This is a genomic window from Paenibacillus humicus NBRC 102415, assembly GCF_004000905.1.
GTDB classification, from domain to species: Bacteria; Bacillota; Bacilli; order Paenibacillales; family Paenibacillaceae; genus Paenibacillus_O; species Paenibacillus_O humicus.
In genome coordinates this window covers 63094-88658 of sequence record NZ_BIMD01000007.1, presented here as the reverse complement: position 1 = coordinate 88658, position 25565 = coordinate 63094, and the positions used below count along the sequence as shown (strand labels likewise).

The 25565-nt window shown below is 59.6% G+C and carries 27 protein-coding genes; 9 read left to right on the top strand and 18 right to left on the bottom strand.

What is annotated here, in order from left to right; translation table 11 throughout:
• Positions 1-3: 3 nt before the first annotated feature.
• The 14 genes from PHU01S_RS07100 to PHU01S_RS07035 all read right to left on the bottom strand — a co-directional run bounded on the left by PHU01S_RS07100 (position 4) and on the right by PHU01S_RS07035 (position 11014).
• A complete protein-coding gene (locus tag PHU01S_RS07100; RefSeq protein ID WP_049867190.1) occupies positions 4-774 on the bottom strand; it encodes a SpoIIIAH-like family protein in 771 nt (256 codons plus the stop codon).
• Between the two features lie 160 nt (positions 775-934).
• A complete protein-coding gene (gene spoIIIAG, locus PHU01S_RS07095) occupies positions 935-1591 on the bottom strand; it encodes a stage III sporulation protein AG (RefSeq protein WP_307721785.1) in 657 nt (218 codons plus the stop codon).
• 34 nt (positions 1592-1625) lie between these two features.
• The gene (spoIIIAF, locus tag PHU01S_RS07090) at positions 1626-2411 is read right to left on the bottom strand and encodes a stage III sporulation protein AF (protein WP_048746876.1); all 786 of its coding nucleotides are present in this window, start codon (positions 2409-2411) and stop codon (positions 1626-1628) included.
• A gap of 33 nt (positions 2412-2444) precedes the next feature.
• A complete protein-coding gene (spoIIIAE, locus tag PHU01S_RS07085; RefSeq protein ID WP_049867188.1) occupies positions 2445-3692 on the bottom strand; it encodes a stage III sporulation protein AE in 1248 nt (415 codons plus the stop codon).
• A 7-nt stretch (positions 3693-3699) separates the two neighbouring features.
• A complete protein-coding gene (spoIIIAD, locus tag PHU01S_RS07080; RefSeq protein WP_127506816.1) occupies positions 3700-4095 on the bottom strand; it encodes a stage III sporulation protein AD in 396 nt (131 codons plus the stop codon).
• 32 nt (positions 4096-4127) lie between these two features.
• Entirely contained in the window at positions 4128-4331 is a 204-nt protein-coding gene (gene spoIIIAC / locus PHU01S_RS07075; RefSeq protein ID WP_048748439.1) for a stage III sporulation protein AC, read from the bottom strand.
• Between the two features lie 13 nt (positions 4332-4344).
• On the bottom strand, positions 4345-4863 hold the full coding sequence (gene spoIIIAB / locus PHU01S_RS07070) for a stage III sporulation protein SpoIIIAB (RefSeq protein ID WP_048748440.1): 519 nt from the start codon (positions 4861-4863) through the stop codon (positions 4345-4347).
• Positions 4860-5867, bottom strand: a complete 1008-nt coding sequence (gene spoIIIAA, locus PHU01S_RS07065) for a stage III sporulation protein AA (protein ID WP_021878238.1) — start codon at positions 5865-5867, stop codon at positions 4860-4862. Before spoIIIAA ends, spoIIIAB begins: the two co-directional genes overlap by 4 nt.
• A 99-nt stretch (positions 5868-5966) precedes the next feature.
• Positions 5967-6233 carry a YqhV family protein gene (locus tag PHU01S_RS07060; RefSeq protein WP_021878237.1) on the bottom strand — a complete coding sequence of 89 codons (267 nt, stop codon included), beginning with the start codon at positions 6231-6233 and terminating at the stop codon, positions 5967-5969.
• A 558-nt stretch (positions 6234-6791) separates the two neighbouring features.
• The gene (locus PHU01S_RS07055; protein ID WP_021878235.1) at positions 6792-8045 is read right to left on the bottom strand and encodes an aspartate kinase; all 1254 of its coding nucleotides are present in this window, start codon (positions 8043-8045) and stop codon (positions 6792-6794) included.
• Between the two features lie 124 nt (positions 8046-8169).
• Complete coding sequence (gene efp, locus PHU01S_RS07050) at positions 8170-8727, bottom strand: elongation factor P (protein WP_048748441.1); 558 nt, start codon at positions 8725-8727, stop codon at positions 8170-8172.
• 109 nt (positions 8728-8836) lie between these two features.
• Positions 8837-9910 carry a M24 family metallopeptidase gene (locus tag PHU01S_RS07045; RefSeq protein WP_049867184.1) on the bottom strand — a complete coding sequence of 358 codons (1074 nt, stop codon included), beginning with the start codon at positions 9908-9910 and terminating at the stop codon, positions 8837-8839.
• 34 nt (positions 9911-9944) lie between these two features.
• Entirely contained in the window at positions 9945-10400 is a 456-nt protein-coding gene (gene aroQ / locus PHU01S_RS07040; RefSeq protein ID WP_048748443.1) for a type II 3-dehydroquinate dehydratase, read from the bottom strand.
• Positions 10401-10474: 74 nt separating this feature from the next.
• Entirely contained in the window at positions 10475-11014 is a 540-nt protein-coding gene (locus PHU01S_RS07035) for a YqhR family membrane protein (RefSeq protein ID WP_127506814.1), read from the bottom strand.
• Between the two features lie 217 nt (positions 11015-11231).
• On the opposite strand from PHU01S_RS07035, the gene PHU01S_RS07030 reads away from it, so the two are divergent.
• Together PHU01S_RS07030 and PHU01S_RS07025 are read left to right on the top strand one after the other, a co-directional pair.
• Positions 11232-12185 carry a DUF1385 domain-containing protein gene (locus PHU01S_RS07030; RefSeq protein ID WP_127506812.1) on the top strand — a complete coding sequence of 318 codons (954 nt, stop codon included), beginning with the start codon at positions 11232-11234 and terminating at the stop codon, positions 12183-12185.
• 54 nt (positions 12186-12239) lie between these two features.
• Complete coding sequence (locus PHU01S_RS07025) at positions 12240-12557, top strand: Na/Pi cotransporter family protein (RefSeq protein WP_021878230.1); 318 nt, start codon at positions 12240-12242, stop codon at positions 12555-12557.
• A gap of 78 nt (positions 12558-12635) precedes the next feature.
• Here PHU01S_RS07025 and mntR read toward each other — a convergent pair whose 3' ends face one another.
• A complete protein-coding gene (gene mntR, locus PHU01S_RS07020; RefSeq protein WP_048748466.1) occupies positions 12636-13058 on the bottom strand; it encodes a transcriptional regulator MntR in 423 nt (140 codons plus the stop codon).
• 180 nt (positions 13059-13238) lie between these two features.
• Here mntR and splB point away from each other — a divergent pair, with 180 nt between their 5' ends.
• Positions 13239-14297 carry a spore photoproduct lyase gene (gene splB / locus PHU01S_RS07015; protein WP_021878228.1) on the top strand — a complete coding sequence of 353 codons (1059 nt, stop codon included), beginning with the start codon at positions 13239-13241 and terminating at the stop codon, positions 14295-14297.
• A gap of 7 nt (positions 14298-14304) precedes the next feature.
• On the opposite strand, the gene PHU01S_RS07010 is transcribed toward splB, so the two are convergent.
• The 3 genes from PHU01S_RS07010 to yidD all read right to left on the bottom strand — a co-directional run bounded on the left by PHU01S_RS07010 (position 14305) and on the right by yidD (position 17679).
• Positions 14305-15015, bottom strand: a complete 711-nt coding sequence (locus tag PHU01S_RS07010; protein WP_049867183.1) for a cytochrome c biogenesis CcdA family protein — start codon at positions 15013-15015, stop codon at positions 14305-14307.
• Positions 15016-15086: 71 nt separating this feature from the next.
• Positions 15087-17087, bottom strand: coding sequence for a methionine--tRNA ligase (gene metG, locus PHU01S_RS07005; RefSeq protein WP_049867182.1), 2001 nt, complete (start codon positions 17085-17087; stop codon positions 15087-15089).
• A gap of 382 nt (positions 17088-17469) precedes the next feature.
• Complete coding sequence (yidD, locus tag PHU01S_RS07000; protein WP_048748473.1) at positions 17470-17679, bottom strand: membrane protein insertion efficiency factor YidD; 210 nt, start codon at positions 17677-17679, stop codon at positions 17470-17472.
• 242 nt (positions 17680-17921) lie between these two features.
• On the opposite strand from yidD, the gene PHU01S_RS06995 reads away from it, so the two are divergent.
• The 6 genes from PHU01S_RS06995 to PHU01S_RS06970 all read left to right on the top strand — a co-directional run bounded on the left by PHU01S_RS06995 (position 17922) and on the right by PHU01S_RS06970 (position 25564).
• Entirely contained in the window at positions 17922-18914 is a 993-nt protein-coding gene (locus tag PHU01S_RS06995) for a Gfo/Idh/MocA family protein (protein WP_127506810.1), read from the top strand.
• Between the two features lie 35 nt (positions 18915-18949).
• On the top strand, positions 18950-19858 hold the full coding sequence (locus tag PHU01S_RS06990) for a helix-turn-helix transcriptional regulator (protein WP_246029162.1): 909 nt from the start codon (positions 18950-18952) through the stop codon (positions 19856-19858).
• Between the two features lie 57 nt (positions 19859-19915).
• On the top strand, positions 19916-21043 hold the full coding sequence (locus PHU01S_RS06985) for a Gfo/Idh/MocA family protein (RefSeq protein WP_048748463.1): 1128 nt from the start codon (positions 19916-19918) through the stop codon (positions 21041-21043).
• Positions 21044-21197: 154 nt separating this feature from the next.
• Entirely contained in the window at positions 21198-22049 is an 852-nt protein-coding gene (locus PHU01S_RS06980) for a helix-turn-helix domain-containing protein (RefSeq protein ID WP_127506808.1), read from the top strand.
• A 524-nt stretch (positions 22050-22573) separates the two neighbouring features.
• On the top strand, positions 22574-24538 hold the full coding sequence (locus tag PHU01S_RS06975) for an ABC transporter substrate-binding protein (RefSeq protein ID WP_127506806.1): 1965 nt from the start codon (positions 22574-22576) through the stop codon (positions 24536-24538).
• Positions 24539-24562: 24 nt separating this feature from the next.
• Entirely contained in the window at positions 24563-25564 is a 1002-nt protein-coding gene (locus PHU01S_RS06970; RefSeq protein WP_048748461.1) for an ABC transporter permease, read from the top strand.
• The last annotated feature ends 1 nt before the right edge of the window (position 25565 follow it).

Genomic DNA, 25565 nt, shown 5'->3' with positions numbered 1-25565 from the left:
CCGTCATGGGAGATACTTCACAAGCACGCTGCCCGCGCTGACATTCAGCGAAGTGCTAACTTTCGCAATGATGGAAGCAGCCTCGCTTCTTTGCAGCTTTTCGCTTTGGACTACGACCGTCACCGCTCCGTCGTTCTCGTCGATGACGACGTTTTTGAAGCTCGCTCCGAGATCCTTGCGAAGGCTCTCGATCTTGTCCTGGCGGCTCTCGAACTTGTCGAGCTCGGCCAGCGCCTTGGCGGAGCCGTCTGCCGTCTGGTTCGGATCGTTTACTTTTTTCATGATGCCGTCATACAGCTTGCTCACTTTATCCTGGCTTTTTTCGCTCAGCTCGGTGAACTGGCCGGCAGCCGATCCCGCTTCGAACTGCTGGAGCACCGCCTGGTCCTCGGGGCTGATGCCCGTTGCCGCAGAGGTTTCCTTCGCTCCGTCCTTCGCATCGGAGGCTTTCGTTTGTCCATCCGTTTTTTGACCTGCCGCATCCGTGCCTGCCTTGCTGCCGGAATCCTTGACGCCGTCCGCAGCCGCGCCTGCATCCGTTTTACCCGCAGGATCGGCGGCCTGAGCTTCATCTCCGGGAGTGACGACCATATCCTGCACTTCAACGCCTGCGGCGCCGGATACTTCCGTCGCGCCGGAAGACGCGCCTTGCGTTTGCGCCGTGTCCTTGAGCGCGCTCTGTCCCGAATTGTCGGTAAACAGATAGTAAGCGGAGAGAATGACCATCAGGCTGAGCATGGATACGAGCCATACCGTTTGACGTTTCGAATTCATTGTCTTTGACCTCCTTAAAATGGTTGACCATTGGGGCTGGATTCGGCTTCGGTTTCGGATTCTTTTGCTACGGCTTCTTTTGCTACGGCTTCTTTTGGCTTCGGCTTCGGCTCTACTCTTATTCCTTGCTTTGATTTTTGCGCCCGCCGTCCAGGATGGATCAGCCCGTCTTGCGCGGAACGATTGAAATTGCCGAGAGGGGAACATCCATCCCCTTCTCCACCGCCTCGGTCATGATCCGCCTCACGGCAGCATTTTCCGCCCCGTTGGCGACGACCAGCACTCCGCGGATTTTCGGCTTGATGATTTTGGTCACGACCGGCTTCTGCTCCCCGGACACTTCATACATGACGATCTTGCCGCTGCTCGTCACCTGAGTCATGTGGCGCTTGCCGCCGTTCTTGTCGCTCTCATCCGTCACCGACTGGGAGTTGTTCGGATCTACGCCCCACACCATCTCTTCCGTCGAATCGATCGTGACGAGCACTTTCACGGTTCCGACGCCGACAATCTGCTCCAAGATCTCCTTCAGCCTGTTCTCCAGAGGCTGCTCGATGCTCGAGAAGTCTGTTCCGTCAGGCGACGTCTTGCCGATGAAGGCGCTCTGATCGCCGCCGGAGCCGGGAGCGGGCGGATCGGCTCCCTGATGGGTGCCGGTCGTGCCGACTTGGCGGAAATCCAGCAGACTGCCGGCAATCATAAGCGCCGCTCCTATGCATCCCAGAAGCAGAAGCCATCTCAGCGCCTTGACGCGGCCCGGCCCTGCGGGACCGCCGCCGGCGAGCTGCTCCAGCTTTTCCAGCCATTTGCCCACCATTGCCCCTCCTCTCCGCCATGCACGGTTCCTCTCTTCATTCCTTCTCCAGCCATACTTGGATCTGGCGGTCTTGCAGCCCCCAACCGGCCGCGACCAGTCTCCTGACCTCGGCAGCGGCCTGAGCCGGAGCCGCGGACGGGCTGTCGTTTCCAGCCTCTGTTCCTTCCCCGGAATGCATCGTACTGCCATCTTCAGCGCCCGGCTCTTCTACAGGAGCCATCGCCGCTTCCGAGGAGGCGCCGCCGGAGGCGGCATCCCCCGCCTGAACGCGGAGGGGGTCCATCCTGATGTCCACCGGAGAGACTTCTCCCGCTCCAGCGGCCATGCCGCTATCCGCCGAAGACGGGGCTGAATTCCCGCCCGCCGCTGCCAGCGTGACGACAACGCCGGACACCGTTCCGTTGCCGCTGCCATCCCACGATACCGAAGCAGCCACCGAAGCTACGCCGAACCCGGTCTGCCGCTCGACAGCCGCCTTCACCTCGGATTCGAGCTTCGTCCGCGCCAGCTCGGCTGCCTGCTGTCTGGAACGGCCCGAAGTCTCCTCGGCCTTCCGCAGAATATCGTCCAGCGAAGGCATCTTGACATTCGAGTCCCGCACTTCGCGGTCCCAGTCCTTGATGGTCTCGCTGAGCTTCCCCTGGATGTCTCCCTGAGCCAGCTTCAGCAGAGGCGTCAGAATGACGAGCAGGACGATCAGGCCGGTTACAAGCCTCGCGTAACGCTGCATGGACTTGTTCGGAAGCAGCAGGTCCACGATGGCGGCGAGCAGAATGACGGAAATGACATCCTTGAGCCAGGAGCTGAACCAGCCCAGCATCGGCTTCGACTCCTTTCATCCGCGCTGCCTGCCTCAACGCATCATGATCATCGCATTGCCTGCCGTGAGAATGATGGTGACAGCCAGAAAGAACATCAGGCTTACCGCCGCAAGAGCTCCGAACACGAACAGCATCGTCTTGCCGATGGTCAGCAGGCAGGTCGTGATCGGGCTGGAGCCGAGCGGCTGCAGGACAGCGCCGCTGACATTGTAGATGGCGGCCAGCGCCAGAATCTTGATCGCCGGGAAAGCGCAGAGGAAGAGGAGGATGATGACTCCCGCGAGACCGACCGCATTTTTGGCCATCATGGATGCCGAAATGACGGTATCGGCCGCATCCGAAAACGTCCTTCCTACGACCGGGACGAAGCTGCCGCTGATGAATTTGGCCGTCCGCAGCGTCATTCCGTCCGTCACGCTTCCTGCCGCCCCCTGGACCGAGATGACTCCCAGAAAGATGGTCAGCATGACCCCGAGTATTCCCGCGCCCGTCGTCCGCAGCAGATTGGCGAGCTGCGTCACTTTGAAGCGGTCGCTCAAAGAGCTGGCGATATGGAGGACAGCCGAGAAGAAGAAGAGCGGGAAAACGATCGTGTAGATCAGCGTTCCGACCGTGTTGACCATGAAAATGATGACCGGATGAAGAAGAGTGACGGTCGCGACGCTTCCCGTACTGGCGATCAGCGTCAGCAGCAGCGGAATCATCGCCATCATGAACTGGATCATGGACTCGATCGCGTCCCGGGCATATCCGATCGCGACGTGGAAGCTGTTCACCGCAAGCACGATCAGCACCATATAGGCGACCGAGTAGGCGACCTGGCTGACCATGTTCCGCTCGAACGCCGATTGAAGCGTCTGCAGGATGCTGCTGAATATCGCCAGCAGCACGATGGAGACGAGCAGCTTGCCGTTGTAGAGCACCTCATGCAGCAGCATCTTCATCAAGCCGCTCAGCACGGTGCCGAGCTTGAGGCCTTCGCCGCCGGGCGTGATCATCTCGACGAAGCTCGGCATCGATCCGTCCGGAAAATAACCGCCGTACTCCGTGACCAGCTTGTTCCAGTACGCTTCAACCGTATCCGTCCCGTAAGCTTGCGCCTGCTCCTTGGCCAGCTTGTCGTTGAGGTCCGCGGCCGCTTGCGAGCCGTCGTCCTGGCGGGCTGCCTGCAAGGACGGCTCCGCCGGACCGCTTGCCGCCCAAGCCCCCGTTCCCGGCATGGCCAGCCAGATGACGAGACTGATTCCGATTGCCTGAAGCCAGCGCATCAGCAGCCGCATCGCCCCTTCACCCCCCCGCCGGCAGCAGGCCGACCACGGTCTCCACAATGACGTTGATGATCGGGACGGCCATGACGAGAATCAGCACCTTGCCGGCGAACTCCACCTTCGAGGCCACGCTCTCGGCTCCGGCATCCCGGATGATCTGAGAGGCGAATTCGGCGATATACGCGATTCCGATCATTTTGAGGATCGTCTTCAAGTACACCGAAGGGATGCCGGAGCGTTCGGCCAGCTGCTGCATCGTGCCGATGACGGCATCGATCTTGCCCAGCATCATGAGGAAGATGAATACCCCTGTGAACATGGCGAGCAAAAAAGCGAACAGCGGCTTCTGCTCTTTGAGCACCAGCATGAGAATCGCGGCGAGCAGCCCGATTCCCGCGATTTGCACAATCTCCATAATCCATTCTCCTGACCCGCGGAATGCCGCCGCTACTGGAACAGGAAGATCGTCTTGATTTCCTGGAACAGCTCGTTGAGCATCCGGACGACCATAAACAGTACGACGACGAATCCGATCAATGTCACCCAGTGCGCCATGTCTTCCTTCCCCATCTGCTTAAGCACCGTGTGGATCATGGCCACGATGATGCCGATGCCGGCGATCTGGAAGATGGCGCTGATATCCATGGTCATGTACTCGGCACCCCTAAACCATCAAAATGACGACCAGTGCGGCAATGAGAATGCCTAGCGAGCGGGACAGCTTCTCGTAACGCGCCTGGTCATCCCGGGCACCGTCTTCTTCCGCCTGCATCTGCTGCTGCGCGAGCCGGAGATGCTTCAGCTGATCTTCGCGGTCGCTCATTCCCAGCGTGGAGCCGAGCCGCCTCAGCGTCGCCAGCTCCGTCTTCCGCATCGCGGTGCCCGGCCAGCAGCCGGCCAGCGTTTCTTCCCAGCAGGCTTCGAAAGCGGGGGCATCCGGACTTTCCAGCCTGTCCGAAGTCAGGCGGAAGATGGAAGCGGCCGGTTCCGCCATATGGGCGCCTGTGCGGCGCATCGCTTCCGGAAGCGGCGTGTAGCCGTAGCCGATCTCGGTCTCGAGGCGCTGCAGGCCGTGGATGAGCTCGCGCAGCTGCCTCGGACGCTTGGCGAAGCGGGCCGCCTGCAGAAATCCGATCATCGTGCCGGCAAGCAGGATAAGCACGGCACCGGCTGCCTTGATCATGTTCCCGCCTCCCCCGCAGCACGCGCCGCTGTCGGCTCTCTCGCCGTCGGCGCAGCGTGCTGGAGCGCGACGACCCGAGCTTCGAAGCCGCTCCTGCTCCTCCCGAGAATGACGCAGCGGCTGAACGCCCCGTCATGCAGCAGCTCCCTCAGAATGGGCCTGCCCCTCGCTTCTTCGAGGCTGGAGGCATGGGCGGTCGCCACGACCGCGACTCCGGAATGGGCCGCCTCCCGGACGGCTGCCGCATCCTCCGGCCTGCCGATCTCGTCGGCCATGATGACTTCGGGAGACATGGAGCGGAGCATCATCATCATCCCTTCCGCTTTCGGACAAGCATCCATCACGTCTGTCCTCGGACCGACATCGAAGGAAGGCACCCCTTTGACGGAAGCGGCGATTTCCGACCGCTCGTCCACGATGGCCACCCTTCTCCCCGGCCATCCGGCCATGGCGGTATCGGGCCAGGCGCCCGAGCTGACGATGCGGGCGAGATCCCTCAGCATCGTCGTCTTGCCCATTCTCGGCGGACCGATCAGCAGCGTGGAATGGATGCTCCGTCTCGCCGCATCCGCCAGCTGCTGCGCCAGCTTGTCTGCCGCGCCGACCGCTTCGCGGGCGATCCGAATGTTGAAGCCGCCGATATCCCGGATCGCCTTGACGTCGCCCCGCTCCAGGACGGTCCGGCCGGCCAATCCTACCCGGTGGCCTCCGGTCACGGTGATGTAGCCCTTCCTGAGCTCTTCCTCCATCGCGTACAGCGAATGCCCGGTCAGCCTGCCGAGCAGCTTGCGGCATAGCTCGCCGGAAGGCCTGAACGCCTGCTGCGGGTTGCTGCTCCATCCGCCGTCCTCCGTCAAAAATCCCGATTTGTCGAGGCTGACGATTTCCAGCGGCCGTTCCTCACGGATTCGAATCTCTTCCAGACCCGCATGCACGGAATCAGGCAGCCGGCGAAGCCGCTCATACAGCTCCGGCGGCAATAGATGCGCAATCAGCTTCAACATTGGCGTTCACTCCTTCCTCCGCATGTCCTATACCCTATTTGTATGCTTGTCAGGACGCATTATGCCGCTTGCTATCAAGAAGGTTCATAGACTTGCAGACTATTTCTTGAAGATCCCGATCAGCAGGCAGCCGATTCCGACCGCGATCCAGGCCAGCTTGGCAGGCGATAGCCTGTCCGACAGTCCGATCAATCCGACCGCCGTCGTCGTCAGCAGAACGACCGGCCCGACGAATGCAAGCGAGGAATTGATGACGAGCGCTTTATCGATCTGATTGAGGCGCAGCATAAGAAGAGCCGCCATAATCTCGATGGAACCCGACAGCAGGCGCAGCGAAGCCATCGTCGCGACAACTTTATTCATCATTCCGACCCCTTCTTTCCATCATCGTATAACCAAGCCTATGCCGGCTTGTCTTCAAATATGGCAAGCCCTATGCTTTGTTGAACATATAGCAGCGCTCGGAGGAGAAAGAAGGCGGCAGCCGTTTCGGAGCCAGCGATTGGAGAGGCTGTATGCGCAGGGAGAATACGGCAAGGGCTGCTTGGAGGCGATTGCGGCGTAGAGCGGAGGACGGATTCTATCCATGATTCCGCGATAGGAAAGAAAGGCGCGGTCTGCGAGGAAGATCTCGAAGCGATAGGGAAGGAAAGAACGGAATCGTTTGGGAAGGGAAAAAGGGGCATTCAAAGCGTTTGGGAAGGGAAAATTCTAAGCGTTTAGCAAGGAAATTTCCTATTCTATCGATCGGGTTTTCAACAGGGCGGTTCAAGGAAACGGCCATCCGATAGAATCGCAGAGACGGCAGGCCGCTCCGATCGGGAGACGGATCGGGGCTTGCGCCTCGAATGCCCGATAAATCCAAAGGTTGAACGCAAAAAACTCCCTCAAGCGGCCGCTTGAGGGAGTTCGGGTTGGCGATGGCTATCGGCGCTCGGAAGGGCCGCCGACAAAAACCTGATCGGCCGTATCGAGGCCGTAAGCCGTATGAAGAGCTCGGACAACATCCTGCAGCGGACCCGACTCGATGACGCAGGACGTTTTGATCTCGGAGGTGCTGACCATCTTGATGCTGACGCCGAGCTCGGCCATCACGCGGAACATCTTGGCCGCAACGCCCGGATTGCTGACCATGCCCGCGCCTACGATGGAAACCTTCACGAGCTCGTCCTCGGAAGTCGTCTCGCGGTAAGGAACGGCGGAACGGTTGCCCTCGATGATGGCAAGAGCCTTGTCGCGGTCGCCCCTGCCGATCGTGAAGCTGAAGTCGGCTTTGCCGCCCATGACTCCGCTCTGCACGATGATATCGACATTGATGCCGCCGTCGGCAAGCGCTCCGAACACGCCTGCAAGCACGCCCGGTACATCCTCGACGCCAAGAATGCTGATGCGGACGACATCCTTGTCGAATGCGATGCCGCTCACTACGATTCCTTGTTCCATGACCGCTTCCTCCTTGACCGTCGTTCCTTCATTGTGGTTGAAGCTGGATCTGACGACCAGCTTCACGTTGTACTGCTTCGCATACTCGACTGCCCTCGGATGCAGCACCGCAGCTCCGAGGTTCGCAAGCTCAAGCATCTCGTCGTAGGAAATCTCGTCCAGCTTGCGCGCGTTCTTGACGACGCGAGGGTCGGTCGAGTAGATGCCGTCCACATCCGTGAAAATCTCGCATACATCGGCCTGCACCGCGGCCGCCAGCGCGACAGCCGTCGTGTCGGAGCCGCCGCGGCCGAGCGTCGTGATCTCCCCGTCCTCCGTCATGCCCTGGAAGCCGGCGACGATGACGATCTGCCCGTCATGGAGCGCCTCGTGGATCTTATCCGGCCGGATATCCGTAATCCGCGCCTTGGCATGGACGCTTTCCGTGCGGATTCCCGCCTGCCATCCCGTCATGGAGACAGCCTGCCGGCCAAGCCCGTGTATCGTCATCGACAGCAGGGCGACCGATATCTGTTCCCCCGTCGTGAGCAGCATATCCATCTCGCGAGCTGGCGGGTTCGGATTCAGCTCCCTGGATTTGTCGATCAAATCATCCGTCGTATCCCCCATCGCGGATACGACGACGACGACCTTATGCCCCGCATCCCTGTTCTCCACAATCCGCCGCGCGACTCTCTGCATCCTTTCCGTCGTGCCGACCGAACTGCCGCCGAACTTCATCACGATCAACGACACCGCTGTTCACTCCCAACCATTAGCTGATTATACAAGTACCGATTATATCACATTCACGCTTTAAAGAGATAGAAGATAAACAAAAAAAAGGCCGCCCTCCGGCGGCCTTGACAGTGGAATGGAACTACGCGCGGGAAATGTAGCGGCCCTCGCGGGTATCGATCAGCAGCTGGTCGCCTTCGTTGATGAAGAGCGGCACCTGAACCGTGAAGCCGGTTTCGAGCGTTGCGTTCTTCGTAGCGCCTTGAGCCGTGTTGCCTTTCACGCCCGGCTCGGTTTCGGTTACCTTCAGATCCACGCTGTTCGGGATCGAGATGCCGATGATTTCGCCTTTGTAGCTGGAAATATTGACGTTCATGTTTTCTTTCAGGAAGTTGATTTCCCATTCCAGCTGCTTTTTGTCGAGATTGAACTGGTCGAACGACTCGTTGTCCATGAACGTGTACTCCGTGCCGGAGTTGTACAGGTATTGGACTTCGCGGTTCTCGACATGTGCGCGGCCAAGCGACTCGCCTGCACGGAAGGTTTTCTCCACGATGTTGCCGTTGCGGAGGTTCTTCAGCTTGGAGCGGACGAACGCAGCGCCCTTGCCCGGCTTGACATGCTGGAACTCGATGACGCTGAAAATGTCGGTATCCACTTCGATGGTAAGGCCTGTCTTGAAATCGTTCACTGAAATCACGGGTGATTCCTCCTGTAAATGGGTGATGCGGAAACGACGTTTCCGCTTGGACGCTGCGATGAGGAGACTTAGTGTCCAAAAGCCGAAGCATGCCGCTTCGGCTGTCGGGCTAGCTAAGGATAATAAGTTCCTTCGGCGAAGCTGTCAATATTTGAATCCCGTTCTCGGTGATGACGATGTCGTCCTCGATGCGGACGCCTCCGAACCCGGGAATGTAGATGCCGGGTTCCACCGTTACCACCATGCCGGGGGTCAAAACGTTGTCGCTGCGCTTGGACAGGTTCGGCTTCTCATGCACTTCCATGCCGAGGCCATGTCCAAGGCTGTGGCCGAACTGGTCGCCGTAGCCATGCTTGGCGATGACGTCGCGGGCCAGCGCGTCGGCCTCGATGCCGGTCATTCCCGGGCGGATGTTCGCCAGGGCGTGCAGCTGGGCTTCCAGCACGATCTCGTAAATTTCGCGGTGCTTGGCCGAAGGCTCGCCTACGGCGACCGTGCGGGTCAGGTCCGAGCAGTAGCCGTTGTACAAGGCGCCGAAGTCGAGCTTCACAAATTCGTTGCTGCCGATGACGCGTCCGCTCGCGACTCCGTGCGGGAGCGCCGAGCGCTCGCCGGAGGCGACGATCGTGTCGAAGCTGGACGATGTCGCGCCGCGGCTTCTCATGAAGACTTCCATTTCAAGCGCGACATCGGATTCCTTCATGCCGGGCTTGATCAGCCCTTTGATATAATCGAAGGTCGCATCGGCCAGATCCGCCGCTTCCTGCATGATCGCCAGCTCCGAGGCGTCCTTGACGGCCCTCAGGCTTTCGATGATGCCGGCTGCGGGCACGAGCTCGATAGAGCCGAGAACCTGTCCCCAGCGGACATAGTTGGAGTAGACCGTATGCTCCTGCTCGAAGCCCAGACGCGTTATGCCCTCCGCAGCGAGCAGCTCGCGGACGGACTCCATATAATCGGCTGCATGCTCGACGATCTCGAACCCTTGCACCTGCTCCGCCGCCTGCTCCGTGTAGCGGAAGTCGGTCAGAAACCAGCTCTTCGAAGACGTGAGCAGCACCCAGCCCGAAGATCCTGTAAACCCGCTTATGTATCGCCGATTGTACGGGCTGCCGACAAGCAGCGCTTCCAATCCCTGTTCTTCCAGCTTGCCCCGCAGCTTCTCCACTCGTTGCTTCGTCATCGCGGCTACCTCCTCTAATCCAATCAAACTGCCTTTAGCTGCCTTGGCCGGACGGCTTGTCCAAATGATTCAGCAAGGCATGCAGCCCAAGCACGTAGCTGTAGGCGCCGAAGCCGGCGATCTGCCCGACGGCGGATGCCGCCGTCACCGACTGGTGCCGGAAGGCTTCCCTCTTGTGGATATTGGACAAATGCAGCTCGATCGACGGCACCGGCACCGAGCCCAGCGCGTCGCGGATCGCATAGCTGTAATGGGTGAAGGCTCCAGGGTTGATCAGAATGCCGTCCACGCTGCCGTAAGCCTCATGGATCCGGTCAATCAATCCACCCTCATGGTTGGACTGGAAGAAATCCAGCTCCGCGCCGAGCCGGGAAGCCTCCTCGACCATCATATCCTTGATTCCATCCAGCGTCGTCGTTCCGTATACGCCCGGTTCCCGGATTCCCAGCATGTTGAGGTTAGGACCGTTAAGTACGAGAATCTTGCGCATGACCGCACCTCCAAAAGCCAAAAGGCTACTTGCCATTCTACCATAAATGACATGCCCTTGGAAGTGCGTGTCCGTCAGCTTCCTCCCTTCGGCTTGCGCTTCGGCTCGCGCGAGGCTTCGTCCGTGAATTCGAACGCGATCGTGTACCCGATGAACAGCCCCCACACCGCATACAGGCTGAGCTCCGTGAAAATGCTGTTCCAGCCGAGAACCGTGACCGGCTTCACCATTCCGAGAAGCGGACCGAAGGCCAGGAACAGCAGCGTCCACCACAGCAGCCCGTACACAAAGCCCGCCCATGGACCCGGAAAGCGTCCGAGCAGAAGCTTGTACAAATAGGCGGCAAGAATGGAAAAAACGATGAAATGCCCGATGCCGACGGCATGCCCCCAGCCCGTGACGAGGAAGGAGTGCTTGAAAAACGGCTCCGCCAGCATGCCGGGCAGAACCTTGGTGAACCGGAACGTATAGAGAAGCCAATGGGCGAAGCCCCATATCAGCCCGGCCCAAAACCCGAGCTGCAGGCAGTACGTCCATGTATGGGTCGTATGTTTGCCATACTCGCTTTTGTCCATCCCATTTCCCCGGTTCGATGCTGCCGCTGTCGCGCTCATTTCGATCGCCTCCTTGAAATGTCCGCCTTTAGTATGCGCCAAATTCCATGCCGGCTAACCGTCTTCCAGCTCCGCGCAGGTTCGCGGTTGCCGTGAGAGGCAGTCTGGCATTCCCCATTGCCATCAAGTACAATGGAAACAGGATTCCAGTTCCCCCGCAGGCTGCGACCGAGCCTGAAGCGAGAGGAAGTATGAACAAAGGGAAGGTGAATGTCCGTTGCCAGAAGCGAGCACATCCATTTACGGCGGACAAGCTGTCATTGAAGGCGTCATGTTCGGCGGCCGCAACGTCAATGTCACGGCGGTACGCCGCAAGAACGAAGAAATTACTTTTTACGAAGTTCCGAGCGCAGGCAAGAAGCCCTGGTACCAGCCGCTCAAGAAAATTCCGTTTGTACGCGGAGTTATCGGCATTCTCGAGTCCAGCGCCAAAGGCTCGCAGCATCTGAACTACGCCCTGGAAGCCTATGCCGAGGACCAGCCGGAGGAAGCCGGAGCGGCGAAGGACGAAGTCCCGAAAAAGGAAGGCTGGAGCCTGTCCATGATCGTCGGCGTCGCCGTCGCGGGAGTAATCAGCTTCACCGCCGGCAAGCTTATCTTCACCCTCGTGCCTGCTGTTTTGGAAAGCTGGCTGTTCAGCCACATGTTCACCGGCGTGTTCCTGCACAACCTGATCGAAGGCGGAATCAAGATCATTCTGCTTCTGGCTTACCTGTACCTGATTTCCCTGACTCCGCTCGTCAAGCGCCTGTTCCAGTACCATGGCGCCGAGCACAAGGTCATCAGCGCCTACGAGGACGGAGCGGAGCTGACGGTCCGCAACGTCCAGAAGTATACCCGCCTGCATTACCGCTGCGGCAGCAGCTTCATCATTTTCTCCGTTATCGTCGGCGTCATCGTCTATTCCTTCTTCAGTTGGGATAACTTATGGGAGAGGATCTACATTCGCATCCTTCTCCTTCCCGTCGTGCTCGGCGCATCCTATGAGGTGCTGCGCTGGACAAACGCCCTGCGCGACGTTCCGGTGCTGCGCTATCTCGGCTATCCCGGGCTGTGGCTGCAGCTGCTGACGACGAAGGAGCCGACGGACGACCAGGTCGAAGTATCCATCGCCTCCTTCAACCGGATGCGCGAGCTCGAGCGGGAAGTCAACGTACAACCGGCTGTCTGACCGTCTCGAGAGCATCCCGAAGGGGAGCATCGTCAATAGAAAGGGCGGATTTGCATGCGTCGCAACAAGGTCAACATAGGGACGGCGGTCGTTGCCGTGCTGGTTGTGATTGGACTGGGGAGCAGCCTTGCCCGCAATCCGTTCAGCCTCCTCCTTCCAGCCGTCATTCTCGGCGGCATCTTCGCCTTCTATTGGTTCAGTCCCGCCCGCAGGAAACGCGCCGTCAAGCCAAGCCCCCGCCATGCCGGTAAGGGCCGCGGAGAGCCTTCCCGCTTCAAATCCGCCTCCGCAAAGGCGCGCGGCCGCAAGCCCTCTCCTTTCCGGGTCATCGACGGCGGCAAGGACGAGGACGGCATGCCCAAGTATCATTGAACAAGGAGCAGGAACAAAAAATAACGGCAGGCGCGGAATGGTTCCATTCCCGCCTGCCGTTATTTGATTCCGGCGGCTCTATTCGGATTCCAGCTCGCTGCGGATGCTTCGGAGCGTCTCCAGCCTCGTCTCGTCACGGCGGAAGTACTCCACGAGCGTCTCGATGCACGTGATGGAATCCCAGCTGAGATGATGCTCGATTCCCTCGACATCCTGATAGATGTTGGCTTCCTGGACTCCGATGACTTCCAGGAACTGCTCCAGCAGATGATGGCGCTCCATCAGCCGCTTGCCCATCTTCTTGCCCTTGGCCGTCAAGATGAGGCCGCGATATTTCTCATAAATCAGATACTGGTCCTTGTCCAGCTTCTGAATCATTTTGGTCACCGAGGATGGATGGACCTCCAGCCCTTCCGCGATATCCGATACGCGGGCATATCCTTTTTCCTCAATCAGCTTGTAGATCCGTTCCAAATAATCTTCCATGCTCGGTGTAGGCATGAAAACCCTCCTAACCTGCTGGGCGCCTCCACTCTCTCGGCGCCACGCTACTTTAGTATCATACAACGCGCTCCGGCCTCCTGCAACTTGCGCAGCCGGGATTTCCCTTATTGAAAAGCTTGCTTCCATGCCAAACTAACCCCGAGCCATCATCCATCCTTCCCGAGGAGGTTTGCCGTTATGAGCACTGTCATGGAACGTCCACGCACCGGCCGGCCCGACGTTTTCGTGCCCGAGCTGGTCTATTTCGAGCCGGACTCGCTGAACTATCCCAAGGGGAAGCGGATCCATGAATGGGCGGTCAAACAGGGACTGCCTATCCGCATGACGACATCCCACAACCGCATCACCAATCTGCCCGGCGATTCCGAGCTGGAGCAATATAAAATCGCCAAGCGGACGCTCGTCGTCGGCATCCGCAAAACGCTCAAGTTCGACCAGTCCAAGCCTTCCGCCGAATACGCCATTCCGATCGCGACGGGCTGCATGGCCCATTGCCACTACTGCTATCTGCAGACGACTCTCGGCGCGAAGCCTTATATCCGCGTCTATGTGAACACCGACGAAATCATGGAGGCGGCGAAAGGATACATCGATGAGCGCGTGCCTCAAATCACCCGTTTTGAAGCCGCGTGCACGAGCGATCCCGTCGGCCTCGAGCCGATAACCGGCTCCCTGCGCGAGCTGATCGAGTTCATGGCGGACCAGGAGTACGGCAGACTGCGGTTCGTCACCAAATTCCACCATGTCGATTCCTTGCTCGATGCGCGCCACAACGGCCATACCCGCATCCGCTTCAGCGTCAACGCCAGGTATGTCATCAAAAACTTCGAGCCCGCGACATCCCGCTTCGAGCAGCGGATTGAAGCGGCCGGCAAAGTCGCGGCTGCCGGATATCCCGTCGGGTTCATCATCGCGCCGATCATCTGGCACGAAGGCTGGCAGGAAGGGTATGCCGAGCTGCTGGAAAACCTGGCCAAGACGCTGCCTGCCGGAATTCCCGATCTGACTTTCGAGCTCATCCAGCATCGCTTCACCAAGACCGCCAAGGCGACGATCGAGAAACGCTATCCGAAAACGAAGCTAGAGATGGATATCGAAAAGCGCAAGTACAAATGGGGCCGCTGGGGCCAAGGCAAATACGTCTACCCCGATGAACAGGCAAATGCGCTGCGGATGTTTATATCCGAGCGCATCTTCGAGCATTTCCCTGAGGCGACGATCGATTATTTCACTTGATCAAGGATCAGAACCGCAGCCATTCCGGCGTGATTCCATTCAGATAGATCGTGATGACGGACATCTTGTTCGTGAACAGCAGCACGCCCATCACCAGCATCAAGGCGCCGCCGATCTTCATCAGGACAGACGAGTAGCGGACGATCCATCTCGTCGAGCCGATAAAAAATGCGAGCACGAAAAACGGAATCGCGAAGCCGAGCGCATAAGCGGTCGTAAGCCCGAACCATGTTCCCGGATCGGATGCCGCAAGAGCCAGAATCGCCGCCAGGATCGGACCGACGCAAGGCGACCAGCCGGCGGAGAAGCCGATTCCGAAGATGAACGATCCGAGATAGCCCGACCGCAGCTTCACCGGCATTTTGAAGTCCCTCATCAATGCCTTCGGCTGGAACAGCCCGATCAGGAACAGTCCCATGAGCATGATGAGGATGGCGGACAGCTGCCGGATCAGGTCCTGGTAATCGGCGAACACCTCGGCGAAGCGGTTCGTTCCGTAACCGAGCGTGTAGTAGACAAGCGAAAACCCGAGAATGAAGAACAGCGTATGGCTCATGGTCCGGCGCCTCACCTCGCGGCCGGGATTGTCGCTTTTGAGCTCGGTGACCGATATGCCCGTTATGTACGATAAATACGAAGGGTAGAGCGGCAGGCAGCATGGCGACACGAAGGACGCGATGCCTGCGGCGAATGCCAAGCCGATGTTCACGCTGGACATGGTTTGAACCAGCCTCCCTTAATAGGTGCAGGATGCGGGGCTGTCGCCCGCATCCTGCTTTTTGGTTCGGATCATTTGACGATGGCGCCGTTCGGCATGGAATCCGGCACCGTCGCCAGCGTCAGCTCGTCGCCGACGGATGCGGCGAGGATCATTCCCTGGGACAGCTCGCCGCGCAGCTTGACCGGCTTCAGGTTCGTCACGCAGATGACTTTGCGGCCGACCAGCTCCTCCGGCTTGTAGAACTTGGCAATGCCGGAGACGACCTGCCGCTGCTCATAGCCGAGATCCAGCTTCAGCTTGAGCAGCTTGTCGGCCTTCGGCACCGGCTCGGCTGCAATCACCTGCCCGACGCGCAGCTCGACCTTGGCGAAATCGTCGATGCCGATCTCTTCCTTCGGCTCCGGAGCCGTCACGGCAGCGGCAGGCGCGGAAGAAGCGGATTCCGGCTTGGCTTCGGCTGCCGGCTCCTCTTTCTTGTCTCCTCCGCCGAGAATGGCGGAAGCGATATAAGCGATTTCCTCCGGCGCATCCAGACGAGGGAACAGGGCGCTGCCCTTCGAGACGCGGGTTCCGGCCGGCAGGCTGCCGAACGAGCGGACCGATTCCCATGCGGCAAGAGCGTCGTTCTCCGCGCCGAGCTGGCGGCGGATCTCCTGCGGAGCGCGGGTCATGAACGGCGTCAGCAGGATGGAGACGATGCGCAGCGATTCCGCCAGATGGTACATGACGGAGGCGAGCTCGCCGCGGCGGGCTTCATCCTTGGCGAGCACCCATGGCTGGGTTTCGTCGATGTACTTGTTCGTGCGGCTGATCAGCTGCCAGAGGGAAGACAGCGCGACCGAGAACTCCATGCGATCCATGGAAGCCTCTACCGACGAGACGACTTCGGCCGCGAGCGCCTGCAGCGGGCCGTCGAATTCGGTCACGGCGCCGGCATAGGCCGGAACTTCCCCTCCGAAGTATTTGTCGATCATCGCCACCGTGCGGCTCAGCAGGTTGCCGAGGTCGTTGGCGAGATCGAAGTTCAGCCTTTCCACGAAAGCCTCGGGAGTGAACGTTCCGTCCGACCCGAACGGCACCTCGCGAAGCAGGAAATACCGGAGAGCGTCAAGTCCATAACGCTCCAGAAGGACGACGGGATCGATGACGTTGCCCTTGGACTTGGACATCTTGCCTTCCTTGACGAGCCACCAGCCATGGCCGAACACCTTCTTGGGCAGCGGCAGGTCGAGAGCCATCAGCATGATCGGCCAGTAGATCGTATGGAAGCGGACGATCTCCTTGCCGACCAGATGAACGTCGGCCGGCCAGAAATGGCGGTACTGGGAATCGTCTTCCGAGTCGTAGCCAAGCGCGGTGATATAGTTGGAGAGCGCGTCGATCCATACATAAATGACATGCTCGGGATCTCCGGGAACCTTGATGCCCCAGTCGAACGTCGTCCGCGACACGGCCAGGTCCTCGAGGCCGGGCTTGATGAAGTTGTTGATCATCTCGTTCTTGCGGGATTCCGGCTGGATGAAATCCGGATTGTCCTCATAATATTGCAGCAGCCGGTCGGCATACTTGCTCATCCCGAGGAAATAGCTCTCCTCCTTGACCAGCTCCACGGGACGTCCGCAATCGGGGCATTTGCCGTCCACAAGCTGGCGCTCCGTGAAGAAAGACTCGCAAGGCGTGCAATACCAGCCCTCGTACGTTCCTTTATAAATGTCGCCTTGGTCGAGCAGCTGCTTGAAGATCTTCTCAACCGATTTCTTATGGCGCTCCTCGGTCGTGCGGATGAAGTCGTCGTGGCTGATCTCGAGCTTCTTCCACAGCTTCTGAATCTCGCCGACCGTTCCGTCCAGGAACTCGATCGGCGTCATGCCGAGCTCCTTGGCCGTGCGCTCGATCTTCTGGCCGTGCTCGTCGGTTCCCGTCAGGAACTTGACGTCGTAGCCCTGCGCCCTCTTGTAGCGCGCCATCGCGTCGGCAGCGAGCGTGCAGTAGGCATGCCCGATATGGAGCTTGCCGCTCGGGTAATAGATCGGTGTCGTAATGTAATAGCTGTTGTTGTTCTCTGGCATGGGAATCCCTCCGGATCGATATGGACATGCAAAAAAGCTCCCGTCCGCTATGGGACGAGAGCGAGAGCGCTTCGTGGTACCACCCAAATTCCTTCCCTGCCTCTGGCTCGAGGCGGACGGGAAGCTCTAGTGAAGCCGTTCCTGGAAGAACGGCAAGCCGCTAACGCCGGCTGCGCGCGTCCGTACCTTGCGGCTTCAGCGCCAGGCTGCTGCCGTTCGGAGCGGAATCCTCCGGGACCATCTTCGTTTCCCGCCCCCGGCCGGCTTGCACCGTCTTGCCCGGCTCTCTGATGCGGCAGCTGCGGAAACTACTCTTCCCTTCATCGGGTAAGCTGTATTTGTCGTAATCATACCGAAACGACCCTGTGCATGTCAAGGAAGCTCATGGCACGGGATCGTAGCCTCCCGGGTGGAACGGATGGCAGCGCAGGATGCGTCTTGCCGCCAGATAGGAGCCCTTGGCCGCGCCATGCTTCTCCACCGCCTCCAGCGCATAGGCGGAGCAGGTCGGATAGAAGCGGCAGGTCGGCGGCTTCAGCGGCGATATGAACTTGCGGTAGAGATGGATGGGAGCCTGCACGGCTCTTCTCATCCTCATGCTTCCGCCCCCTTCCCCAGATGCCAGCATGTCCCGGACCCCATTTCCAGGCCGAGAATTTCGCCTTCCTTCTATTTTGAGGCCTAACAACTCCGAAATCAAACCGGAACCAATGTCGCCATTTTACATATCGGATGTCATATTTGTACACTGTTCGTAGTCATTGTCCTATGTTACCTTAAAGCCATGTCGCATTCTTACAGTCTGCTTCCATTATGAAAGGGGACCTTTCCGCTATGATTCGAATCGCAAAACTCAGCTTCTGGCATGTCCATGCTTGGGAATACACGGGCTACGCAAACGAGCATCCCGGCACGCAAATTACGGTTGTATGGGATGAAGTGCCTTCACGCGGCCAGGAAGCCGCCGACAAGCTCGGCGTTCCGTTCGTAAGCAGCCTGGACGAAGTTCTCGCGCGCGAGGATGTGGATGCCGTCATCGTGGACGCGCCGACGACGATGCATGCCGAAGTGATGGTCAAGGCGGCCAAAGCCGGCAAGCATATCTTCACGGAGAAGGTCATCGCGCCTACGGCAGCCGAGCTGGATGAGATTTTGAAAGCGGTTCAAGAAGCCGGAGTCAAGCTGACGGTATCTCTCCCCCGCCTCAATGACGGCTATACGACGGCCATCCGCGAAGTGCTGGAGCAGGGACTGCTCGGCAAGCTCACGCTTGTCCACGTCCGCCTTGCGCACGACGGCGCCTTGGCCAATTGGCTGCCGGAGCATTTCTACTCGGCGGAGCAGACGGCAGGCGGAGCGCTCATCGATCTCGGCTGCCATCCGATGTATTTGACCCGCCTGTTCCTTGGCGGCATGCCGGAAAGCCTGACCGCAACGTACGGACATGTGACCGGACGCGAAGTCGAAGACAATGCCGTTGCCGTCCTCTCTTACGCGGATGGAGCGATCGGCGTCGTCGAGGCCGGCTTCGCCAGCAAGCATTCTCCTTTCCAGATCGAGCTTTTCGGCACGGAAGGTACGCTGCTGTACGGCAATCCGGACGACGTCATCAGCGTGCGCAGCACGAAGCTCGAGGAGCAATGGAAGGAGATTCCGCTCGGGACCAAGCTGCCGAATGCGTTCAGCCAATGGGTTGGACATATCGAGAACGGCACCGAGGGCGAGGAGAACATCGCTCTCGCTTCCGATCTGACGAGGCTGTTGGAAGCGGCGAACCGCTCCGCAGCCGAAGGCAAGCGGATCGACCTGGCCGGCGCAGCGCAATGAGAACGCCGGGTTCCAAGCCGTTTCCCTATGCCCCGATGATGGAGAAGCGGGATGCCATGGACCGGCTGGAGCTCCGGTTCCGCTGGGGAGCATACCGGCTTCGGGTGCTGCATTTTCATCTCGCCTCCTTCCCGGAGGATCGCCTCATTCGCTACCACAAGCATTCGGAATATGAATTCCACTTCATCGCCCGCGGCTCCGGCACTCTGTCCCTCGAGGACAGCGATCATGAATTCCGCGAAGGCATGTTCTATCTGACCGGCCCCGGCGTGCTCCACCAGCAGCTGGCGGGCCGTCCGGACGGTACGGAGGAGCTCAGCCTGCATATCGACATCGTTCCGATCGAGGATGAGCCGGCCGCCTCCGGGGAGGACGAATGGGAACGCCAGGAGGCGGAGAACTGCATCGCAGCCCTGGATGCGCTCGGACCGCATCCTATCCCGGACCGCTGCCAGGCGATGCCCTGGTTCCTGACGGCTTACAAAGCCGTCCAGGAGGCCGAGCCCGGCTGGGGTACGACGGTGAAGCAGGCGGTCATTCAAATTCTGCTCCGTGCCGCCCGCGCCCCTTTGCAGCCGCTGCCGCAGGTCGCCCATCCCGAGCGGGACATGTCGCTCTACCGCTACCAGCTCATCACCCGCTTCATCCGGGACAACTATTCCAGTCCCCTGTCGCTCCAGGATGCGGCCGACCGCATCCATGTCAGCAGCCGCCAGCTGCAGCGGATCATGAAGGAGCAAGGCGGCGTCTCGTTCAGCGATTATCTGGAACGCTGCCGCCTCGAACAGGTATGCGAAGCGCTCGCCCGCAATCAAGGCTCCATCGAGCAGATCGCGGCCGAAACCGGCTTCCAGAGCGGCAGCTACCTTCATTACGTTTTCCGCAAGAAATTCGGCCTTACCCCGAGCCGCTACCGGGAACAAATGCGCAGCCAGCCCGTATAAAGCCGGCTGTCCGCGCTGCCCTGCTTAGCGGCGCGCCACTCGGAAGGAGAGAAACCTTTGTCCACATCGACCATACGAATCGGCATCATCGGCAGCGGCGGCATCGCCGGCTCCCATGCCGCCGCCTACAAAACCATCCCGGGAGTGGAAATCGCAGCCGTCGCCGACGCCATCCCCGGCAAGGCACTGGAGTTCATCCGCAAGCATGACCTCATCGGCACCGCTCCTTTCGACGACTATCGGGAAATGCTCGCGATGGATCTCGACGGCATCAGCGTCTGCACGCCTAACTCCGCCCATCGCCAGCCGACCGTCGACTCCCTGAACGCGGGCAAGCATGTGCTGCTGGAGAAGCCGATGTCCGTCACGCTGGAAGAGGGACTGGACATGGTGAAGGCTTCGCGCAGCAGCGGACGCATGCTCACGATCGGCTTCCAGCCGCGCTACGACCCCAATATGAAGCTGATCCAGGAGATCGTGCGCTCCGGCAAGCTCGGCAAGGTCTATTACGTCGAGACCGGCGGCGGCCGCAGGCGCGGCATGCCGGGAGGCACGTTCATCCGCAAGGAGCTGGCAGGCGCAGGCGCCATGGCCGACATCGGCTGCTATTCCCTGGATATGGCGCTCAACGCGCTTGACTATCCGAAGCCGCTCACCGTCTCCGCCAGCACCTTCAACCATTTCGGCCGCAATCCTCTCTATCACGCCGAGGCCGACAAATTCGACGTTGAGGACTTCGGAGCGGCGATGATCCGCTTCGAAGGCGATCTGACGCTCCACTTCAAGATCAGCTGGGCGATGCATCTCGACTCTCTCGGCACGACCAACTTCCTCGGCACCGACGCCGGACTCAAGATCACCCCGTTCGGCTCGGGCAACTGGTCCGGCGTCTGGGACGGACGAGTCGGCAACATCGAGATGTTCCACGATTTCATGGGCGGCCAGACGAGCACGAGAATTCCGCTCGTCGACCATCAGCTCGACCTGTTCCGGGAGAAGGTGCGGGACTTTGTCGATGCGATCCGCGAAGGCCGCGGCGCTCCGATTCCGGGCGAGCAGATTCTGATCCAGCAGGCGATCATCGACGGCGTCATCCGTTCCGCCGAGCTGCGTTCGGAAGTGAGCGTTGAAGTTCCGGACTATGCCGGGGGAGCTCCCGAGGACCAGCAGGCGGAGCCTGTCTGAGAGTTTCCTTCCAAGAGCAGAGCTGAGACCGGATGAAGACGGCGCAAAGCTGCCCCCGCCCTTTCGCTTGCGGCGGCGAGGAAGCCATTCGTCTCCCTATCCTTGCAGATGCGCAGTCAGCGGAAGATAGCGCCTCCATTTTCAAAGAAAAGGCATGGGATTTCTTATGGGAACCGGATTTATCGATCATGTCACAGCCTTCAGCTCCCGTACGCCGAATCAAGAGGATCGAATAGGCCAGTTCAAGACCCATAGGCATCCGGAGGCAGAAATCACGCTTCTGATCAAGGGCGAAGGGTACTATGCCTCCGGCGAGCAGAATGCAAGGGTGTCCGCCGGGAATATGATCCTCATCCCCTCGGCAGCCCCGCACAGCTACGTATGCATCAAGCATTGGGAAGGCTATTCGCTGCATCTGCATGAGCTGGAGATGCCGGCTTACCCGCAGTACCTGTTCCAGCAAGCCTTCTCCCAGCGCACCGGCCCCATCCTCAAAGCCAGGCTGACCGGTGTCCACCTCGAGCGGGCAGCCGGCGCGATGAAGCAGCTCGCGCAGGAATGCCGCGAGCCGAGTTCAGAGGAATTTTTGCCGGATCTGCTGCGCAATTCCCTGGAGACGCTGCTGTTGGCCTTCCACGTCTGCGCGGTTGACAGCGCCGTGGCGGAGCCGTCCGGCGATACCGGCGAGGAGCAGCTCATCAAGGATGCGATCAAGCAGATCCATCAGCAATACCACACGTCGCTCAAGGTTTCGGATCTGGCGGCGAGCCATTATCTGTCCGAAAGCATATTCCGCAAGAAATTCTCGGAGCGGACCGGCCTCTCGCCCAAGCAGTACATGATCTCGCTGCGGCTGCAGGAAGCCAAGCGGCTGCTCCGCCTGTCCGCGAAGCCGGTGGAGTTCATCGCCTCGGAGGTAGGCTTCAGCAGCTCCAGCCGCTTCCATGACCTGTTCGTCAAGAACGTCGGCATGACTCCTCTGGAATGGCGCAAGGAAGGCCAGTAAGGCTTGAATTCATCCCGCATCTTTTCCGCATTTGGCTTCCAGACTCCGTTTTGATCGTTTCGATATTCCAGGCAGGCTGTCCGGTCCTTTTGGCCGGGCGGCCTGTTTGCCGTCTGTTCCGCTCCACTTGCATCTCCGGCGGCTTCCCTTCCCATCCTGCCAAGCCATGGCTGGAATCCCGTTCTCCAGACTCCCTTTTCATTGCATCCCCCATTTCCCCAATTCTCCCTTTTGTTCTCCCGCTCTCTTTGATTGTCCGTCTTCCTGTTTCTCCACTCTCCCAACTTCAACGTCTCAATTTCTGTCCCGCTCTCCCTCTTTTCATCCTCCCTTTCCGCCAACTCACCTTCTATTCCCCTTTTTGCCGCAACCGTTTCCGACCGTTCCTTTCAAGCAATTTCCGCCCTATTCCGGCAGAATAATGAAAGCGTTTTTATCAACACGCCAGCCTCGGCCAAGAATACAATGAAAGCACTTCCAACGGGCAGCCGGAGGAAAGTGGATCCAGATGGGAGGAGAATCAGGTGAACCTTTTGAGAAGCGGCAAAACATGGGCCACGCTTGCTTTGGCCGTTTTCGTGGCGGCGATGTCAGGCTGCGGTGCCTCCTCGCCAGGGCTTGCCGCGCGCATCGAAGCCGGCGAGCTGCAGGGGGCGCAGAAGCCCGTGCCGGACGATCAGCTGAAATTCAACAAGGAGAAAATATTCCGGGTGCTGGGCGGCTGGCCGAAGCCTCCGCTGTACCAGGGCAATCCGTTCGGGTCGGGCGGAATCGGCGACACGAACAACCGCTACATGTTCGAAGGCCTGTACGTCTTCATCCGATCGACGAACGACGTCTACAACGTGCTCGCCGAATCGACCGAGGACGGACCGGGCACGACGACCGTGCATCTCCATAAAGGGGTGAAATGGCATGACGGCGCTCCGTTCACGAGCAAGGACGTGTGGGCCTACTACCGGCTCAACAACGGAGCGGACGTAACGAAGTACCTGTCCTCCATTGAAACTCCGGACGACTATACGGTCGTATTCCGCTGGCTTGATCCCGCTCCGTATCCGGAGCTCAAGAAGCTGCTGCTCGCCCAAGACCTGCAGGGACAGATTCCTTACCATCTGTATCAAAAATACGTCGACAAGGCCGACGGGCTGCTGAAGCAGGCCAAGCCGCTGCCGGACCGCTCCAAAGACGGCCCCTTCCATCTGGATATTCCCGACGAGCTCAACAAGCAGATCGCGCTCAACTGGAATGAATTCACCCGTTCGGGACCGGCTGTTCCGGTCGGAACCGGCCCTTTCAAGTTCGAAAAGGTGACGACCACCGACATGCTGCTGAGCCGCAATCCGGATTACTGGCAGCCGGACGCGGTCAACTACGACAAGATCTGGATCAAGAACGTTCCCGAGCTGAGCGCCCAATATGCCCTGGTCAAATCCGGCAAGCTGGACTGGTACGACGGCACGCCTCCCAAGGACATTCTGGAGTCGCTGCTCAAGCTGAATCCGGACCTGCTCCATTACCGCATGTACGATCCCGCCAGCGTCGGCCTCATGTACAACATCCGCCGCAAGCCGTTCGAGCAGGTGAAGTTCAGGCAGGCGCTCACCTATGTGTTTGAAAAGAGCAAGCTGAGGGAGATCGGCAACTACTACGGCAAGGAATATCCGAAAATCTCGATGACCGGCATCATGCCCTCCTCTCTGGAGAGCGAGCTCAGCGCCGAGGCGCTGGGCAAAATGACCGACTACACCCACAATCCGGAGAAGGCGGCTTCCCTGCTGCAGGAAATCGGCTGGAGCAAAGGCCCGGACGGCCTCTGGAGGGATCCGGGCGGCCATGTCCCGTCGTTCATCATCGGCGCGCCGAACAACTGGGTGCCGGGAGTCAACTCCGCGCAGATCGCCGCCGAGCAGCTCACCAGGTTCGGCATCCCGACCAAGCTTAAGGCCGTCGACAGCACGATTTATTTCGCCAACGCAGATAAGGGCCTCTACGACATGTCCATGGACTGGGTAGACGTCTCCTGGGGCTTCCAAAATCCTTGGAGCTCGCTCAAGGTCGTCTACTGGGACGGCACCAAGAAGAAGGTGGGCTTCCCGAACGTCAAGAAAACAGGCGCGGACGGCTCCGAAATCGATACGGGACGCCTCGACCTCAAAGTGGCGGGCATCGACGGAAAGACGGTGGACGTCGACAAGGAGATGCGGCGCTTCCCCTACGTCCAGGAGGAGAGCGAGCGCAAGGCGATCATCGACAACCTCGCCTGGATCGCCAACGAGAACTGCTGGGGGGTCAACTTCTTCCAGAACGTGACCGGCGCCTGGATCAACACGCGCACGATGGCCGGCAATTATCCGATGATGGACCAGATCGTCCAGAGCGGACGGGATATGCCGCTGCCGGAAACCGACGCGGACCGGCTGGCCGTCACCCATTTGAACCACGGCTTCAACTCTACCTTCATGCCAAGAGAATACTGGCCCCGCTGACGACTAACGACGGAGGTGCAAGTCATGAGCCCCAGAGGAATTGCCAAACGAATCGGAATGTCGGCCGTCACCGTCCTGCTCGCGATGCTGCTCACCTTTGTGCTGCTGCGCATGACTCCAGGCAGCGCCATCGACTCGTGGGCGCGCGATTACGCGACCCAGCGCGGGATGAGCCTGGAAGAGGCGTACCGCCAGATCACCGCCATGATCAACTACAATCCGAACGAACCGCTGCTGACTCAGCTCGGCCGATATCTCGGCGGACTGCTGCACGGCAACCTCGGCATGTCGATGATCTACCAGAACGTATCGGTCAATGAGATCATAGCGAACGCGCTGCCCTGGACGCTGTTCGTGCTCAGCATCTCGCTCGTCATCAGCTTTCTGATCGGCATCAATCTCGGCGCGATGATGGCGTTCCGCAGGAAGAGCCTGCTGGATCCGATCGTCTCCATCTACGCCATCATCACTTCGTCCGTCCCGAACTTCATCGTCGCGATTCTGCTGCTCGTCGTGTTCTCCTTCCAGTTCGGCTGGTTCCCCGTGAACGGAGCTTACGATCCCGTCGTGGAGCCCGGCTTCAATCTGCCTTTCCTGTCGAACGTGCTCTATCACGGGGCGCTCCCGATTCTGACCTATGTCATCACGACGCTCGGAACATGGGCGCTGACGATGAAGGGCAGCGCCGTCAACGTGCTCGGCGAGGACTACATCGTCGCCGCCGGCATCCGCGGCGTATCCGAGCGCACGCTCATGAGCCAGTACGTGAAGCGCAACGCGATGCTGCCGCTCATTACGACGCTGGCGGTCAACTTCGGCTTCATGCTGGGCGGCTCGCCGCTGATCGAGAACGTGTTCAGCTATCCCGGCATGGGCTATTATATCGGCCAGGCGACCCAGCAGCGGGATTATACGCTCATGCAGGGACTGCTGCTCGTGACGAGCGTCGCGGTCATCGTCGCCAATCTCGCCTCGGACCTGATCTATGCCAGGCTGGATCCGCGCGTCAAGCTGGAGGAGGGATAAA